General features: G+C 64.9%; 12 protein-coding genes. 6 read left to right on the top strand and 6 right to left on the bottom strand.

From position 1 onward, the window contains the following. Positions 1-10 precede the first annotated feature (10 nt). Genes hpnK through P3T18_RS23775 form a run of 3 tightly spaced genes read right to left on the bottom strand, consistent with a single transcriptional unit; the run spans position 11 to position 2462 of the window. Positions 11-874 carry a hopanoid biosynthesis-associated protein HpnK gene (hpnK, locus tag P3T18_RS23785; protein WP_429302410.1) on the bottom strand — a complete coding sequence of 288 codons (864 nt, stop codon included), beginning with the start codon at positions 872-874 and terminating at the stop codon, positions 11-13. Further along, on the bottom strand, positions 864-2105 hold the full coding sequence (gene hpnI, locus P3T18_RS23780; protein WP_429302409.1) for a bacteriohopanetetrol glucosamine biosynthesis glycosyltransferase HpnI: 1242 nt from the start codon (positions 2103-2105) through the stop codon (positions 864-866). The genes hpnK and hpnI (P3T18_RS23780) overlap by 11 nt, the downstream gene beginning before the upstream one ends. A 12-nt stretch (positions 2106-2117) precedes the next feature. After that, positions 2118-2462: a hypothetical protein gene (locus P3T18_RS23775; RefSeq protein ID WP_429302408.1), complete on the bottom strand. Its 345-nt coding sequence runs from the start codon at positions 2460-2462 to the stop codon at positions 2118-2120. A 357-nt stretch (positions 2463-2819) separates the two neighbouring features. On the opposite strand from P3T18_RS23775, the gene P3T18_RS23770 reads away from it, so the two are divergent. Together P3T18_RS23770 and P3T18_RS23765 are read left to right on the top strand one after the other, a co-directional pair. Next, positions 2820-3482 carry a response regulator gene (locus P3T18_RS23770; RefSeq protein ID WP_429302407.1) on the top strand — a complete coding sequence of 221 codons (663 nt, stop codon included), beginning with the start codon at positions 2820-2822 and terminating at the stop codon, positions 3480-3482. Beyond that, the gene (locus tag P3T18_RS23765; protein WP_429302406.1) at positions 3479-4924 is read left to right on the top strand and encodes an ATP-binding protein; all 1446 of its coding nucleotides are present in this window, start codon (positions 3479-3481) and stop codon (positions 4922-4924) included. The genes P3T18_RS23770 and P3T18_RS23765 overlap by 4 nt, the downstream gene beginning before the upstream one ends. A gap of 78 nt (positions 4925-5002) precedes the next feature. Here P3T18_RS23765 and P3T18_RS23760 read toward each other — a convergent pair whose 3' ends face one another. The 3 genes from P3T18_RS23760 to hpnJ all read right to left on the bottom strand — a co-directional run bounded on the left by P3T18_RS23760 (position 5003) and on the right by hpnJ (position 8769). Then, positions 5003-6064 carry a lysylphosphatidylglycerol synthase domain-containing protein gene (locus P3T18_RS23760; RefSeq protein WP_429302405.1) on the bottom strand — a complete coding sequence of 354 codons (1062 nt, stop codon included), beginning with the start codon at positions 6062-6064 and terminating at the stop codon, positions 5003-5005. A gap of 126 nt (positions 6065-6190) precedes the next feature. Beyond that, complete coding sequence (gene hpnI / locus P3T18_RS23755) at positions 6191-7351, bottom strand: bacteriohopanetetrol glucosamine biosynthesis glycosyltransferase HpnI (RefSeq protein WP_429302404.1); 1161 nt, start codon at positions 7349-7351, stop codon at positions 6191-6193. Further along, positions 7348-8769, bottom strand: coding sequence for a hopanoid biosynthesis associated radical SAM protein HpnJ (gene hpnJ, locus P3T18_RS23750; RefSeq protein WP_429302403.1), 1422 nt, complete (start codon positions 8767-8769; stop codon positions 7348-7350). Before hpnJ ends, hpnI (P3T18_RS23755) begins: the two co-directional genes overlap by 4 nt. Positions 8770-9019: 250 nt before the next feature. On the opposite strand from hpnJ, the gene P3T18_RS23745 reads away from it, so the two are divergent. The 4 genes from P3T18_RS23745 to P3T18_RS23730 all read left to right on the top strand — a co-directional run bounded on the left by P3T18_RS23745 (position 9020) and on the right by P3T18_RS23730 (position 13970). Next, positions 9020-9532: a sigma-70 family RNA polymerase sigma factor gene (locus P3T18_RS23745; protein WP_429302402.1), complete on the top strand. Its 513-nt coding sequence runs from the start codon at positions 9020-9022 to the stop codon at positions 9530-9532. A gap of 3 nt (positions 9533-9535) precedes the next feature. After that, positions 9536-10525 (top strand): FecR domain-containing protein, encoded by a 990-nt coding sequence (locus P3T18_RS23740; protein WP_429302401.1) that lies wholly within the window; start codon positions 9536-9538, stop codon positions 10523-10525. A gap of 115 nt (positions 10526-10640) precedes the next feature. After that, on the top strand, positions 10641-13172 hold the full coding sequence (locus P3T18_RS23735) for a TonB-dependent siderophore receptor (protein WP_429302400.1): 2532 nt from the start codon (positions 10641-10643) through the stop codon (positions 13170-13172). Positions 13173-13244: 72 nt separating this feature from the next. Beyond that, positions 13245-13970, top strand: coding sequence for a hypothetical protein (locus tag P3T18_RS23730; RefSeq protein WP_429302550.1), 726 nt, complete (start codon positions 13245-13247; stop codon positions 13968-13970). Positions 13971-13978: the final 8 nt, after the last annotated feature.

Here is a 13978-nt window from a genome sequence, read left to right as displayed (position 1 = left end):
TAAGAGAACCTTAAGTGCGGGTGCTTCGGGTCGTGCGCGCGGCGTGGTCCGGTGCGACGGGCACGTCGACGAAGCCGCCGAGCCGAAGCGACGACGCGCGGATCGCGGCAGCCACGCGCGCCGAGGTCAGCGCCTGCAATTCGTCAGCATGACGATAGAACTGCATCGACGCCGTCAACGGAAAATCGCCCGCCAAAGCCGGATGACAATAAATCTCGACCACGCCATGCGGCAGGTTCTGCAAAGCCGCCAGCCATGCGGCTTCATCCATCTGACCACTGCGTGCAATTCCCACGACGAAATCGTTGTGCGCGATATTGGCGCGCGTCAACTTTCTGCGCACGATCCACAGCCAGGGTTTGAGCCAGACCGGCGCGCCGACCTCGTACGGCAGACGCATCGCGCGCAGCCCATAATCTCGCCCGATTTCGAGGATGAGATCGAGCACCGTGGGATGCAGATGGAAATGCTTGTGCGTATTGACGTGATCGAGCGAGAGGCCGGTGCGGGCAAACGCTTCGAATTGCGCGCGAATCTCGCGCGCCAGTTGCTTGCGAACGTGCGGCAGGAAAAAGAAACGGACGCCGTCGTGCGCCATGTCGCTGCCGAAGCGGCCGCGCTCGTCGAGCAGCGCCTTGATTTCAGCGCGCGGCGCGACCGCGTCGCCGTCCGCCAGCACCAGATGCAGGCCGACCCGCAAATGTGGTAGTTTGCGTGCCCGCGCCACGGCGTCCTGCGCGGCGGGCGCGCCGATCATCAGACTCGCGGTCGTGAGCACGCCATGCCGGTGCGCATGTTCGACCGCCATATTCACGCGTTCGTGCAGGCCGAAATCGTCGGCCGTCACGATCAGCAGACGCGCGCTAGGCACCATCGGTCGGCTCCATCGCATTCAGCGACGCATCCCGCGCGGCCGGCGCGACGCCCGCCTCCACCGGGACCCGAGCGCCCCGCCACATCACGTGCGAGCCGAACGCAGCCGCGAGCCATTGCAGCGCGAGCAACGCGTCTCGGCACGGCACGAGCGTCAGATCGCGCCAGAACGTATGTTCGTGACGCGCGGCGCGCAGATGCAGCAGCAAACGCGCCGCGCTGCCGGCCGCCACGCTCGCGCCGCTGACCAGCGCGGCGCACAGATGCGCTGCATCTTCCGAGCGTGCGAGAAGATCGCCCGTCAGCCATGCACCGATCAACACCCACGGCGTCGGAAAGGTCACGAAGAGAAAGGCGAAGCCGAGCGGATTCACCGAACGGATGGTGCGCAGCCAGCGCGTTTCGCGCTGCCATAGCGCGGCAAACGTGGGCTCGATGACGTCGGTGGCGACCATCACGTTCGACAGCACGGTACGCAGTCCGAGCGCGCGCACGTGCTCGGCGAGCCAGTAGTCGTCGGCGAGGCAATTTTTGAGCGCATCGAAACCGCCGATACTCGCGAGCGTGGCGCGGCGCAAGGCCAGCGTCGCGCCGAAACCGAAACGGCGCGAGCCCGCCGCATGCGCCACGCGCACCGAGGGCGCAAACCATTCGTTGATGAACAACGCGCCCACGCGCGGCCAGAAGCCGCCCACGCCTTGCGCCACGTATAGACAGGTGACCACGCCCACCCGCGCGTCCGTGAGCGGCGCGGCGACGCTGTCCAGATAGTCGGGCTCGACGGCGATATCGCTGTCGGCGATGACGATCACGTCATGACGCGCGTGCCCCGCCATATTGATCAGATTGCTGACCTTGAGGTTGCTGCCGTGCACGCGGGTGTCGATCGCGAGTTCGATGTCGTGCCGGGGATACGCGGCTTGCAGGCGACGCACCACCGCGATGGCGGGATCGTCTGGCGACGAGACGCCGAGCACCAGTTGGAAATGCGCGTGCCGCTGGTTGCAGAAGGTCCGCAGGTTTTCGTAGAGACGCGGCTCGGCACCGCACAAGGGCTTGAGTACGCTTACGCCGACGGTCGCGAACGGATCGGCGTCGGACCCGCGTGATGCTCGCGTGCGCCGTGCCGAGAAGAACGGCATCGCCACCGCGGCGAGCGAGGCGTACAGCGCCGCGGCGCTACAGCCGGCCAGCAGAACCCATTGAATGACCGTCAATGCGTGCGCCGACATTGCCGGATTCCGTTACTGTCCGCCAAGCACGAATGGTCTGCCGATAAACCGTAAATGAAGAACCACGAGCCAGCGGCGTGGACAGTCTTCCGCGATCGACACCTGCCGCGTGGATCGGACCGTTGCATGCCGGCTCTGCACCGCGAGATCGAACGCCGCGTGCGCAAGTTGCCGGATGACGGCCACGCCGCCCACGATCACCGCGATGGCGACGAGGCGAAACGGTGTCGTGCTGAACATGTGCTGCGACACGGGCAGCACCAGCAGCGCAAGACCGGCCACGGCCTCGGCGCCCATGGCCGTGAGCGACGCCGCCATCAGATGGGCTCGCAGCATGTCGACGGTGACTGGCTTCATGGCTGGGTCTCGTGGCCTGACGATAAGCAGTGCGCGATTGAAGGATTGACCGGCAGCGATCCTGTCGGACCTCCATCGAAGCGCTGACGGCGGGCTTGCGCCGCGCCGCCGCACAACAGCTTGTTGGGTGACGCGACGGGCGCGTCGAACGCAATCTGTTGAGTGGCGATACTAGCGATCCAAGCTGAAGGAAACCTTAAGCATCGATGCGGTATAAAGCACGGCATGGCCGCACGAAATGGCCTGACGTAGCAACGATTCTGTAATGAACGGGCGATCTAAACTTCGCACACGGCACGACGCTTGCCCGATAATCGTCACCACCGTGTCCGGCACCTCGAACGGAAACTCTCACCCATGCGCCTACTCCTCGTAGAAGACGACGACCTGATCGGCTGCGGTATCGAAGCCGGTTTGAAACAGGCCGGTTTCACCGTCGACTGGGCCCGCGACGGCCACAAGGCCGATCTCGCGCTATCCACCACGGCGTATGCGCTCGTCGTGCTCGATCTGGGGCTGCCCAGGCTCTCGGGCATGGAAGTACTGAGCCGCTTGCGTCTGTCCGGCAAGGACGTGCCGGTGCTCGTGCTGACCGCCAAAGGCACCGTGGTGGATCGCGTGAACGGCCTCGAAGCCGGCGCCGACGACTATCTCGGCAAACCCTTCGATCTGACCGAACTGATCGCCCGCTGCCGGGCACTGCTGCGCCGCGCGCAAGGCCGTAGCGTGGAAGTGATCCGCTATCAGGACCTCACGGTCAATCCGGCCGCGCAAACCGTCGAGGTCGGCGAAACACGCGTTTCATTAACTTCACGCGAATGGGCGATCCTGATGCAGTTGCTCACGCACCAGGGAATACCGCAATCGCGTGCGCGCCTCGAAGACAGCCTGTACGGCTGGCAGGAAGAAATCGAAAGCAATGCGATCGAAGTCCATGTGTCCAATCTGCGCAAAAAACTCGGTGCCAAGCTGATCCGCACGGTGCGCAATATCGGCTACGTGGTGGAGAAAGCGTCGTGATCGGCTCGATACGTCGGCGGCTCGTGTTGCTGGTGCTCGCCAGCATCGTGCTGATCTGGGGTATCGCGCTGATGTCGAGCTACCGGCAGGCCACGCGCGAAGTCGGCGAATGGGAAGAAGCGCGCCTCGCCGAACTCGCGCAAATCCTCGCGATACTCGATCAGCACAACCTGAATACGCTGGCGAATGCGCGTATCGACGTGCGGGAAGAAGAAAAAGGCGGCGACCCCGGCGCGAACGACGATGACGACGACGACACCTTGCCGCGCGACGCGCTATTCCAGGTGCGCAACGCGAATGGCGACGTGCTTGCCGGCAGTCCGCAACTGCGCGATCTGCACGCCTGGGACCTGCCCGTCCCACCCGAAAGCGGCGCACAAACCATTACGCTCGGCGGTCAGATGTGGCATTCGTTCACCTTGCGCGACACCGCGCTCGGCCATACCGTGCGCGTCTTCGAACCGGCCAATACGCGCAGCGACCTGGTGAGCGGCGTGGCGAGCCGTATCGCACGGCCCACGCTCGTCGCGCTGCCGGTGCTCGCGCTGCTGGTATGGATCAGCATCGGCCTGAGCCTCGCGCCGCTCAAGACCCTCTCCGGCGCGATCCGCGTGCGCGACATCAACCGCCTCGAACCGGTTGATATTGGCCGCGCGCCGACCGAGGTACGGCCGCTCGTCGACGCGATCAACCTCGTGCTGTCGCGGTTGCGGCATTCGATCGAACGCGAACGCGCGTTCACTGCCGACGCCGCGCACGAACTGAAAACGCCGCTCGCCGCCATCAAGGTGCAGGCTCAAGTGGCGCTCGCCGAGCCGGATGCCGCCTTGCAGCGTCTCGCCATGGAGCGCGTGGTGCTCGGGGTCGATCGCAGCGCGCGGCTCGCCGAACAGCTGTTGCTGCTCGCGCGGCTCGATGCCCATGAAAAACTGTCGAGCGAACCGATCGTGGCCGCGTCCATCGCGAGAGACGCCTTGCTCGCCAACGAGCGCAACGCCCAGCAAAAAGGCATCAGTGTGGCCTTGACGGGCGACCCGCGCGCCGAGATCGACGCCGAGCCCGTGCTGATCGGCATCCTGCTCGATAACCTGCTCGACAACGCGATCAAGTACGGCAAAACCGGCGGCAAGGTCGAAATCGACATACGTCAGGCCGACCAGCGCGTGCTGCTGACGGTACGCGACGACGGCCCCGGCGTCGCGCCCGCCGACCTCGATCATCTGACGCATCGTTTTTTTCGTGCGACCGGCAATCAGGCAACCGGAAGTGGTCTGGGCCTCTCGATCGTCGCGCGTATCGCGGAGCACTTCGACGCAATCCTGAACCTGGGAACGGGCATCGGCGGCGACGGGCTGGGCGTCGACATCTCGTTTCCGGCGCATCGGGCGGCGCCCGTCAGCGGGACGGATGGCGAGCCGATGCTCGTGCGCAAGCCGGCTTGAGCAAACATGGGCGGCTGCTATGGCTGTGGTTGTCACGGCGGTAATTAACTTGCCGCTACCACGTTGCTAATGAACGTCCTAACGGCCCGCCTCCGACGCCCTCGCCCGTTCCGATGCCGGCAGCCGTTCCGCGTGCTGCAAAGGCTGCGAAGGCTGCAGAGGCTGCACAGGCGCGCGATTGGCCGCCTCGGCGAACTGCCAGGCGACGAGTCCCGGCACGAACATCACGAGATCGCGAATACGCCGGGCGGCAGCGAGCGCGAGACAGGTGGACGGATCGAGTCCCAGCGCGCCGCCGATCAGAATGAAGCCGCCTTCCTGCACGCCGAGACCGCCCGGCACGAAGAACGCCGCGCTGCTGACCGCCTGGATCAGCGATTCGATCACGACCGCTTCCACGAGCGACACCTTCACGCCCAGAAAATACAGCGCGAGCCAGATTTCGAGCGAAGTCAGGAAGCACTGCAACGGCTGCCAGAAGAACAGGTAGCGTAAAACTACGCCGCGCTGTCGCCAGATCAGCTTGATCGTCTGATCGATCTGCGCCGACTGACCGACGAGTTCGGCGAGCTTGCCGCTCGTCATACGATTGAGCATGCGCGTGATGCGCTCGAACGGACTCGCGTGCTGAACCAGCGCAAACAGAACGAAGAGCGGCGTGATGACCACGACGCCCCACGCGAGTTGCCCGGCCAGCCGCAATGTCTCGGACTGCGCGTGCGCGAACAGAAAGCCGATGCCGACCATCGTGAAAAGCAGCTGACTGATGACGGTGAGCTGCATGTCCACGATGATGCTGCCCACCGACATCGGCGCTTCCACGCCCCAGCGTTTGAGCATGCGGAACGACACCACCTCGCCGCCGATACGCGCCACCGGCAGCATGCTGTTCACCGATTCGCGAACCCACACGAGATACAGCATGGCGAAGTAGCCGGGCCGCTTGGCGTCGCTGATGAGCGAGCGCAGATCGCAGGCGTTCGCGATCATCGGCAACACGTGAGCGACGGCCGCCAGCAGCAGACCCGCGCCGGCGGTTCGCAGCGCGCCGAGTACGGCGGCGGGATTGTCCCGCCAGATCAGCCATAACGCGCCGAGCAGTCCGGCGAGCGCGGCCGCGCGACCGAGATGCTTCATCATGCGGCCTCTCCGCGTGCTATGCGATGACGGAGCCGGCGCGTCGTCGTGCGGCGCTCGCACCGTGTCGGAAAGTCGTCCTTCATGCCTGTCCACTCTGTTTTCATGCGCGACGTTCGAACGCAAGGCTCACTCTTCCGGTGCGGCCGACAGCAGGCCATCGCCATCCACGTCGAAGCAGAAACCACGCCAGATGACGCGCGACGACCAGAAGCTCGCCACGAAGATGGCAAAGGACACGATATCCCACAGCGGCAGCAGCCACAAATCGCGCCGCGCCTGTTGCAGTGCACGGTCCGACAGCATTTTTAGCGCGAGACGCGCGCCCATTGCCAGCGCGACGAGCGGCCACGCCCACACTGCACCGCCGGAAAACGCCACGGCCAGCAGCGCGAAAGCGAGCGGATGAATCAGCGCCGAGCCGAGATGGCCGAGCGGATCGATGCGGCGTATCGTGCGACTCCAGCGCAACTCGTGAGCGATCAGTTGCGTCGCGCTCGATTCGACGCAGGCATGCGCGATCGTGAACGGCGGAATCACCACCTGTTCGCCGAGCAGACGCACCGCCTCACCGATCGCGTGATCTTCGGCCAGATGCTTGACGAAAGGCATCAGACCGCCGATTTTCTCCAGCGTCTCGCGGCGCATGGCGATGGTCTGTCCGAAACACGGGCGCGCCAGACCGAGCGCCAGTCCCATGACCACGCCGGGCAGAAAATGATAGTTGGTGCCCTTGGCCGACAGCCGCGGCCAGAAGCCCGGATTCGGCAGCCCGCGATACACGCAGGTCACGAGCCCGACTCCCGGCTTCTGCAATTCGCCGACCACGTTGCGCAGATAATCGGGCGCAACGCTCACGTCGCTATCGGCGAACACCAGCAGATCGTGACGCGCCTGCGGCAGCATGTTGAGTATGTTGCTGATCTTGCGGTTCGGCCCGTAGAGGCGCGCGTCCGCTACCACGCTGATATCCGCTGCCGGATGCAGACGGCGCAGATCGTCGACGGTGCGCAGTGCCGGGTCGTTCGAATCGTGGACACCGAATAGAAATTGCACGGGTCCGGGATAATCTTGCCGGCAGAAACTCGACAGATTCGCGAGCAGCGCCCATTCGTCGCCATGCAGGGGCTTGACGATGGTCACCGGCGGGAAGCTGCTCGGCTCGGACACGGCGCGCGCAAAGAAGCGCCCCATCAGCGCCGCCGCGAGCACGGTGTAGCACACGCCGAACAGCGCGCCCGCCGCGCACGCATAGGCGAGCGCGTGCGACACCCACTGCGCGGCGCTCACGCCTCGTGTGCGCGCAGGAAGCGGAAGAATTCGACGCCTTCGCGCAGACGCCGTTTCATCATGTCCCAGCTCGTCAGCATCTCGCGAAGAATTTCCCAGATTTTCGACGGGCGGAAATAGAAGCGCTTGTAGAAGTTTTCGAGCTGGTGATAAATCTCGTCGCGCGACAGATGGGGATAACCGATCGCCGCGAGTTGCACGCCCGACTTGCTGACGAGATTGATCACCTTGTTCTCTTCGAGCCAGCCGTTTTCCACGGCCTGGTTGTACAGCGTCGTGCCGGGATACGGTGCGGCGAGCGACACCTGGATCGTGTGCGGATTGATTTCCTTCGCGTACTCGATGGTCTTCTGGATGGTGTCCTGCGTCTCGCCCGGCAGGCCGAGAATGAACGTGCCGTGAATCTTGATGCCGAGCTTGCGGCAGTCGTCGCTGAAGCGGCGCGCGATATCGGTACGCAGGCCCTTCTTGATGTTCAGCAGGATCTGGTCGTCGCCCGACTCATAGCCGACCAGCAGCAGGCGCAGGCCGTTTTCCTTCATGATCTTCAGCGTCGCGTACGGCACGTTGGCTTTCGCATTGCACGACCATGTCACGCCCAGCTGACCGAGGCCCCGCGCGATCTCTTCCACGCGCGGCTTGAAGTCGGTGAAGGTGTCGTCGTCGAACATGATCTCCTTGACCTCGGGCATGTTGTCGCGAATCCACTTCACTTCCGCCAGCACGTTTTCCACCGAGCGCGTGCGATAGCGATGCCCGCCCACCGTTTGCGGCCACAGGCAGAACGTGCATTTCGACCGGCAGCCGCGGCCCGTGTAGATCGACACGTACGGGTGTTTCAGGTAACCGATGAAATAATTGTCGATCGTCAGATCGCGCTTGTAGACGGACGCGACGAACGGCAACTCGTCCATGTTCTCGAGGATCGGGCGCGCTTCGTTGTGTTCGATCGAGCCGTCGCGAGCCCGGTAGCTGAGACCCTTGATGTCGGCAAACGGCTTGCCTTGCGCGACTTCCTGACAGGTGAAATCGAATTCCTCGCGACAGACGAAGTCGATCGCTTCGCTGGCCGTGAGCGAGTTGTGCGGGTCCACGGCCACCTTCGCGCCGACCATGCCGACCACGACGAGCGGCTTGCGCTTTTTCAGGTCTTCGGCAAAAAGCGCGTCGGTGGGAAAGGACGGCGTGCTGGTGTGAATCACCACCAGATCGTATTGCACGGCGATGTCGAGCGTGGCCTGTACGGAGAGACCGTCGGCCGGCGCGTCGAGTACGCGGCTGTCGGGCACGAGCGCGGCCGGTTGGGCGAGCCAGGTGGGGTACCAGAACGAGCGGACTTCGCGTTTGGCCTGATAGCGCGAACCCGCGCCACCATCGAAGCCGTCGTACGACGGCGCCTGCAAGAACAGGGTTTTCATGGACGCTCCAGCGAGCCTGTTGATTGGCGCTTCGAGTTCCCGGCGCAACACCGTCGGAACTATTTGCTCGCCGGGAAGCGAGCGATCGCGCAAATACTACGGAGCAAAGCTGAAGGAAACCTGAAGGACCGCCCGGCTCGCGCGGCGTAATCCTTCCCGTCCCTGTCACATGTTTTTGACATGTTATTATGCGAATAATTCTCATTTACCAAAGGTGCCGAGGCAGACCATCTGCTGCGGCCAGCAGCCCATGGCGGCAGACAAATCGCTCCTGCATCACGACATGCAGGTGCTTTACAGCAATCACCACAGCTGGCTTCAGGCGTGGCTGCGCAAGAAGCTCGGCTGCGCCCATCGTGCCGCCGACCTCGCGCACGACACCTTCGTGCGCCTGCTCGCTCGCGACGAACCGCTCACGCTTGACGAGCCGCGCGCCTTCCTGACCACCGTCGCCCAGCGCGTGATGGCCAATCACTGGCGTCGCGAGCAGATCGAGCGCGCCTATCTCGACGCCATCGCGCATGCGCCCGAAGCCTTTGCGCCTTCGCCCGAGGAGCGCGCGCTGATTCTGGAAGCGCTCTGCGAGATCGACGCCTTGCTGGACCGTCTGCCGGTGGCGGTCAAACGCGCTTTTCTGCTCGCGCAACTCGACGGCCTGACCCACGCCGAGATCGCCGCGCAACTGAACATCTCGATTGCCACGGTGAAACGCCATCTGGTGCGCGCCGGTGCGCAGTGTTTCTTTGCGCTGAGCGCCGCCTGACCGATGAGCGCGAGCGCCCGACCCGATATTCCCGAGCACGTCGCGCTGCGCGCGGTCGAGTGGTGGATGGAAATGCAGTCGGGCGAATCTTCGGCCGAGCATGCCGCCGCGTTCGATCGGTGGCGCGCGGAGCATCCCGATCACGACCGCGCATGGCAGCACATCGCCAGCGTCAGCCAGCGTTTCAAGGGACTGGCGCGCACCCTCGGCCCGGCCGGCGCGCAAGGCGCCGCACGCGCCGCGCTGACCAACCCCGCTGCCGCAAAACGCCGCGCCGGTATCAAGGCGCTCGCGGTTCTGCTGTTCGTCGGCAGCGGCGGCTGGCTCGCGCGCGAACACGCGCCGTGGCGCGCGGACCTGAGTACCGCCGTCGGCGAGCGTCGCACCGTCACGCTGGCCGACGGCACGCGCCTCACGCTCAACACCGACACCGCGATCGACGTCCGCTTCAGCAGCACCGAGCGGCGCATCCGGCTCGTCAGAGGCGAAATCATGGTCGCGACCGGTCATCGCGACGGCGCGCCGGCACGACCGTTCGTGGTCGAAACAGCGCAGGGCGATTTGCAGCCGCTCGGCACCCGCTTCGCAGTCAGGCAGATGAGCACGCTCACCCGGCTCGACGTGTTCGAAGGCGCGGTGCGCGTCACGCCGTCGGACGCGCGTGATCGCGCGCGCGTGGTGCGCGCCGGTCAACGCGTGCGCTTCATGCGCGAACAGGTCGACGCGGTCGAGCCGATCGACGACAACGACGCCGCCTGGACCGACGGCCTGATCGTCGCGAGCGGCATGCGGCTCGACGACTTCGTGGCCGAGCTGGACCGCTATCGACGCGGCCGTCTGAGTTGCGATCCGGCCGTCGCCGGATTGCGGATCTCGGGCACTTTCCCGCTCGCCGACACCGACCGCGTGCTGCAAGCCGTGACGAACACCTTGCCCGTCGAGGTCGTATTCGTCACGCGTTACTGGGGCACAGTGCGCGCCGCGCGCTCGTGATACGGGCCGTCCCGTCCGCGCACGAAAAAAATCGCATTTTCATGAGCTGTTTTCGAATCTCGCGTGACAAGGGAGATGAGAGCAACACATCGTCTATCTTCTGCGAGCTTTGAACATGGGACAGTATCAACGTACCGGCGGACCCACCGCCGGAGACACCGTCGGCCGAAGCGGTGCACGGCGCACGCGGCCACGCTCGCGTTTCGCGCGGCACATCGCCACCGCGGCGCTCATTTCGGCGGGTCTGCCGTGCAACGCGGCGCTGGCTGCAGATGTTCCCGCGGACGGCGCTGCGGATGTCATTAGCGACACCACTTCGCAGGCCGCGCCGCGCCGCAGCTACGACATTCCGTCCGGCCCGCTCGAAGCCGCGCTCAACCGTTTCGGCCGCGAAACCGGGCTGCTGCTGTCGTTTCCCGCCGCGCTGGCGGCCGGACGCGTCACCCAAGGCCTGCACGGCGATTACGACGTACCGCGGGCTTTCGGCCAGTTGCTGCGCGGCACCGGACTCGGCGCGGTGCAACAAGGCAACGGCAGCTATACGCTGGTCGAGCAGACGCAATCCGCCGATAGCGGCGCCGACGGCACCACCCTGCCCGCCGTCTCGGTGAATTCGCAGGCGATCAAACCCGGCAGTTACAGGCAGCCCGCCGAAGCCGTCGTGATGCGCTCGGACACGTCGCTGCTCGACACGGCTCAGGCCGTGAACGTCGTGCCGGCGCAGGTGCTGCGCGACCAGCGTCCGCGAAATCTCGACGACGCGCTCGCCAACGTCAGCGGCATCGTGCAGGGCAATACGCTGGCCGGCACGCAGGACACCCTGCTCAAGCGCGGTTTCGGCGGCAATCGCGACGGCTCGATCATGCACAACGGCATGCCGCTTGTGCAGGGACGCGGCCTGAACGCCGCCGCCGACAGCGTGGAAGTGCTCAAGGGCCCGGCCTCGCTTCTCTACGGCATTATGGACCCCGGCGGCGTAATCGACGTGGTGAGCAAACAGCCTTTGCTGAAGCCCTACCACGCGATCTCCGTGCTCGGTTCGACCTATGGCCACGGCCGCAACGGCGCGGGCGGCACGCTCGACACGACCGGTCCGATCGGCGACTCGGGCCTCGCCTACCGGTTGATCGTCGATCAGGTGAACGAGCAGTACTGGCGCAATTTCGGCGAACACCGCGAGACGCTGGTGGCGCCGTCGCTCGCGTGGTACGGACGCGATACGCAGGTGGTCGCCTCGTATGAATACCGCAAATTCCTCTATCCGTTCGATCGCGGCACTGCGCTCGATCCGAAGACCAACGAGCCGCTGGCGATTCCCAGCCGCGAACGTCTCGACGAACCCTTCAACGAGATGGACGGCGAGTCGCACCTCGCCCAGTTGAGCGTCGATCATCAGATCAACCCTAACTGGAAGGCGCATTTCGGCTACAGCTACAACCGCGAAACCTACGACGCGAACCAGTTGCGCGTGCAGGGCATCAACAGCACCACTGGCGCCGTGTCGCGCAGCAACGATGCGACCCACGGCGCGCTCAGCACGGACAGCTACGCGATTGCTTACGTGGACGGTCATTTCGACGTGGCCGGCCTGCGCAACGATCTGCAAGTCGGCGTGGACGACGAGTATCGCCGCATCTATCGGCGTGATCTGCTGCGTCAGGCGACGCAGTATCCGTTCAACTATCTGAATCCGGTCTACGGTCTGGAGAGTCCGTCGAGCACGGTGTCCGCGAGCGACAGCGATCAGACCGACACGCTGCACGACCGCTCGCTGTTCTTCCAGGACAGCCTGCACCTGACCGACAAATGGACGTTGGTCGGCGGAGCGCGTTTCATGAGCTACAACCAGGTGGCGGGCAAGGGCCGTCCCTTCGTCGCCAACACCGATCTGAACGGCAACAAGTGGCTGCCGCGCGCGGGCGTGATCTATCAGTTGACCGAGACGGTCTCGTTCTACGGCAGCTACACGCAATCGCTCAAGCCGGCCTCGACCATCGCGCCGCTTTCCACCGGCGTGGTGATCGATTCGTCGGTGCAGCCCGAGGAAGCGACGTCATGGGAACTGGGCGCGAAAATGGCCATGCCGGGCGGCCTGAGCGGCACGCTTGCGCTATTCAATATCGACAAGAAAAACGTGCTGGTGCAGCAGTACAACGACGCCACCAAACAGACCGACTGGCGCACCGCCGGCAAGGCGCGTTCGCGCGGCGTCGAACTCGACGTGTCCGGGCAGATCGGCCAGCACTGGAGCGTGATCGCGAGCTACGCCTTCATCGACGCGAAGACCACGCAGGACCCGCTCTACGCCGGCAATCGCCTGTGGAACGTGGCGGAAAACACGGCCTCGCTGGCCGCCGTGTACGACTTCGGCACGATCTTCGGCGGCGATCAGTTGCGCGTCGGCGCGGGCGCCCATTACGTCGGCTCGCGTCCCGGCGATTCCGCCAACAGTTTCACCTTGCCTGCCTATACCGTCGCCGACGCCTTCGCCACGTACGACACGAAACTCGGCAACCGCCGGCTGTCGTTCCAGCTCAACGTGAAGAACCTGTTCAACAAGACCTACTACCCGTCGAGCGTGAACAAGTACTTCGTTTCCGTGGGCGACGCGCGTCAGGTGTCGCTGCTGTCGACTCTGGAGTTTTAAATGAAACGTTCCGACCTCACGAAACACGGTGCCGATCAGCCGCACGCCACGGTGCGCGAGCGCCGCGCCTTCATGACGGCCGTCGGCCTCGGTGCGGCGCTCGCCGTCGCCGCGCCGGCAGCGCGTGCGGTGGCGAATGCCGTGGCGAGTGCGCCGGTCGCGGGCAAGAAGGTCTTGCTAGTCGTGCAGATGAACGGCCGCGATCTCGCCGTCGACCAGTCAATCGCCGCCCATCTCGGCGCGCGCGGCTACAGCGTGCGCATGGTCGATCAGACGCAATCGCCGCAGGCAACCGGCGACGCCGATCTGGTCGTGATGTCCTCGACGGTGTCGTCCAAAGAGGTGCCGGGCGGCTGGCGTTCCTGCCCTCGTCCGCTGCTGACGTGGGAAAACGATCTGCTCGACGACTTCGCGATGACCGGCAAGCGCCACGATGTCGACTTCGGCGAAGCGGAGAAGGAGCGCTATCTGTGGATCGTCAACGCGCCGCATCCGATCGCGGCCGGATTGCCCGCGGGCGTGACCAATGTCTACGGCAAGCAGGCGCCGATGAGCTGGGGCAAGCCGGGACTCGGCGCGAGCATCATTGCGACGCTATACGGCCAGCCCGAGAAGGCGGCGATTTTCGCGTACGAGAAAGGCGCGACGATGGACTACGAATCGCTCGCGCCGGCACGGCGTGTGATGTTTTTCCTGAACAACGATACCTTCGGCAATCTCTCGGCCGCGGGCACCCGTCTGTTCGACGCGGCGGTGGATTGGGCCGCCGCTTCGGGTACGGCCCAAGGTGCGGCCTAGGGCGTGGC

The organism is Paraburkholderia sp. GAS199 (assembly GCF_050436585.1).
GTDB lineage: Bacteria > Pseudomonadota > Gammaproteobacteria > Burkholderiales > Burkholderiaceae > Paraburkholderia.
Note: the sequence above shows the minus strand (reverse complement) of the source record. Positions and strands in the feature narration are given on the sequence as shown.

What these genes read in the sequence shown, in the direction of transcription:
- hpnI (WP_429302409.1), bottom strand. Translation starts at nt 2,105, where the DNA reads ATGTCGGCGCACGCATTGACGGTCATTCAATGGGTTCTGCTGGCCGGC.
- P3T18_RS23760 (WP_429302405.1), bottom strand. Translation starts at nt 6,064, where the DNA reads ATGATGAAGCATCTCGGTCGCGCGGCCGCGCTCGCCGGACTGCTCGGC.
- P3T18_RS23740 (WP_429302401.1), top strand. Translation starts at nt 9,536, where the DNA reads ATGAGCGCGAGCGCCCGACCCGATATTCCCGAGCACGTCGCGCTGCGC.
- P3T18_RS23730 (WP_429302550.1), top strand. Translation starts at nt 13,245, where the DNA reads ATGACGGCCGTCGGCCTCGGTGCGGCGCTCGCCGTCGCCGCGCCGGCA.
- P3T18_RS23770 (WP_429302407.1), top strand. Translation starts at nt 2,820, where the DNA reads ATGCGCCTACTCCTCGTAGAAGACGACGACCTGATCGGCTGCGGTATC.
- P3T18_RS23775 (WP_429302408.1), bottom strand. Translation starts at nt 2,462, where the DNA reads ATGAAGCCAGTCACCGTCGACATGCTGCGAGCCCATCTGATGGCGGCG.
- hpnJ (WP_429302403.1), bottom strand. Translation starts at nt 8,769, where the DNA reads ATGAAAACCCTGTTCTTGCAGGCGCCGTCGTACGACGGCTTCGATGGT.
- hpnK (WP_429302410.1), bottom strand. Translation starts at nt 874, where the DNA reads ATGGTGCCTAGCGCGCGTCTGCTGATCGTGACGGCCGACGATTTCGGC.
- P3T18_RS23745 (WP_429302402.1), top strand. Translation starts at nt 9,020, where the DNA reads ATGGCGGCAGACAAATCGCTCCTGCATCACGACATGCAGGTGCTTTAC.
- P3T18_RS23735 (WP_429302400.1), top strand. Translation starts at nt 10,641, where the DNA reads ATGGGACAGTATCAACGTACCGGCGGACCCACCGCCGGAGACACCGTC.